The sequence below is a fragment of the Streptococcus sp. UBA3373 genome, from assembly GCF_002360305.1.
Classification (GTDB): domain Bacteria; phylum Bacillota; class Bacilli; order Lactobacillales; family Streptococcaceae; genus Streptococcus; species Streptococcus alactolyticus.
On sequence record NZ_DEQF01000005.1, the window covers coordinates 1 to 1,906 of the forward strand.

At 38.1% G+C, this 1,906-nt stretch carries 2 protein-coding genes and 3 tRNA genes (1 of these 5 cut by a window edge); 1 reads left to right on the forward strand and 4 read right to left on the reverse strand.

The window, feature by feature from the left end; all coding sequences use genetic code 11:
* Positions 1-79: 79 nt before the first annotated feature.
* Positions 80-220, forward strand: a complete 141-nt coding sequence (locus tag B3R79_RS01060; protein ID WP_414717722.1) for a hypothetical protein — start codon at positions 80-82, stop codon at positions 218-220.
* A gap of 81 nt (positions 221-301) precedes the next feature.
* On the opposite strand, the gene B3R79_RS01065 is transcribed toward B3R79_RS01060, so the two are convergent.
* The 4 genes from B3R79_RS01065 to B3R79_RS01080 all read right to left on the reverse strand — a co-directional run.
* Positions 302-373 (reverse strand) — tRNA-Arg (locus B3R79_RS01065).
* Between the two features lie 104 nt (positions 374-477).
* The gene (gene rpsA / locus B3R79_RS01070) at positions 478-1,677 is read right to left on the reverse strand and encodes a 30S ribosomal protein S1 (protein ID WP_154455163.1); all 1,200 of its coding nucleotides are present in this window, start codon (positions 1,675-1,677) and stop codon (positions 478-480) included.
* Between the two features lie 126 nt (positions 1,678-1,803).
* A tRNA-Gln gene (locus B3R79_RS01075) sits at positions 1,804-1,875 on the reverse strand.
* A gap of 9 nt (positions 1,876-1,884) precedes the next feature.
* Positions 1,885-1,906: transfer RNA gene (locus tag B3R79_RS01080), tRNA-Tyr, on the reverse strand; it runs 53 nt beyond the window's last position.

The window sequence follows — 1,906 nt, forward strand, 5'->3', positions numbered from 1 at the left end:
AATTACGGGCTGTTAGGTTAAAAAACGAACTCAAACGGAAGTTACTTGTCACAGTTTGAGACATACGTATGTAAGCTTTTTGATTTATCATAATATTGACGTTGTTTCAATTGCAAGACTTGTCGGGCACAAGGACGCTACAGAAACACTTCAAACGTACGCCCATCTATTTGAGAGAAGGCAAGATGAAGTGTTTGAACTTGTTAGAAAAATTATTTAAATATTTTGGGACAAATTTTGGACAAAACTTATTTTTAGAATTAAAAAAGCCTTGAAACCAAGCTTTTTTAATATAGTTGTATCCACCCTAAGGGAATCGAACCCCTATTTCAAGAACCGGAATCTTGCGTGATATCCATTACACTAAGAGTGGCAACTGTTATATTATACCATATTTCCAGAAAAATAAAAACCAAAACAAAAAAAGAATACGAGGTCGATTAACATCAACCTCGTACCTGATATATTAGCTAGTGATTATAATTCGATATCACCGAACAAATCAGCCATTGAGAATCCAGTTTGAGTTTCTGGAAGTTCGTAATCACGTTTTACTTCACGTTTTTGACGACGTGGACGTGATTGGCGTTTTTCTTCGTTGTTTTCAGCTTGTGCTGGACGTTCTTCAAGAGCTTTGATTGAAAGTGATACACGTTCTGCATCAGCATTTACATCCAAAACTTTAACTTTAACTTCTTGTCCTATTGAAAGAACATCTTTTGGATTTTCAACACGTTTGTGTGAAATTTGTGAAATGTGAACAAGTCCATCGATACCTGGCAATACCTCAACGAAAGCACCAAAATCAGTCAAACGTTTTACTTTACCTTCAACAACATCACCAGCAGCAAGTTTTTGTTCTACACCATCCCATGGTCCAGGTGTTGTTGCTTTAAGTGAAAGTGATACACGACCTGCTTCTTCATCGATTGAAAGAACTTTAACTTCTACTTCTTCACCAACAGAAACAACTGATTTAGGTGAAACGTTGCGTTCATGTGACAATTCAGTAACGTGAACAAGCCCATCAACACCACCTAAGTCGATGAATGCACCAAAGCTTGTCAAACGAGCAACTTTACCTTTAACGATAGCGCCTTCTTCAAGTTTTGAGAAGACTTCTTTACGTGCTTCAGCTGCTTTTTCTTCAACAACGTCACGACGTGAAAGGATGAAACGGTTTTCAGCTGGAACAACTTCTTTGATTTTTGCTTCAAATTCTTGTCCAACAAATTTTTCAGTGTTACGAACAAAACGAGTATCAATCATTGAAGCCGGAATGAAACCGCGAAGTCCTTCAAATTCAACTGAAAGGCCACCTTTAACGGCACGTGTTCCTTTAACAGTAACAACTTCACCTTCGCGACCAACAAGTTTATCCCAAGCTTTGCGAGCTTCCAAACGTTTTTTAGAGACAAGGAAAGTAACTGTATCAGTATCTTTACCTACAACTTGACGAAGAACAAGAACTTCAACTGTGTCGCCAGCTTTAACAAAATCGTTAATATCAGCATCACGATCATTAGTCAATTCACGAAGTGTAAGAACACCCTCAACACCTGTTCCTTCGATAATAACGTTTGCTTGTTCATTATCAACTGTTAAAACTTCCGCAGTGACTACATCACCTGGATTTACTTCGCTAACACTGTTTAGTAAATCTTCAAATTCATTCATTCTAAAAAATCCTCCAACAAAAGTTAGTTTAACTAACTTTTGACAACAATAATATTTCTCAAGGTAACCCGCAATGACAACAACTTTTATCTTTGACGGTGTCAAGCCAAAACTTGATACCTTTGACTGGGGTAGCTGGATTCGAACCAACGCATGAGGGAGTCAAAGTCCCTTGCCTTACCGCTTGGCTATACCCCAATAACAGAATGGAAGGGGAGGGATTCGAACC

Bases quoted from the DNA above. Each gene is read 5' to 3' on its own strand.
- rpsA (WP_154455163.1), bottom strand. From the start codon at position 1,677: ATGAATGAATTTGAAGATTTACTAAACAGTGTTAGCGAAGTAAATCCA.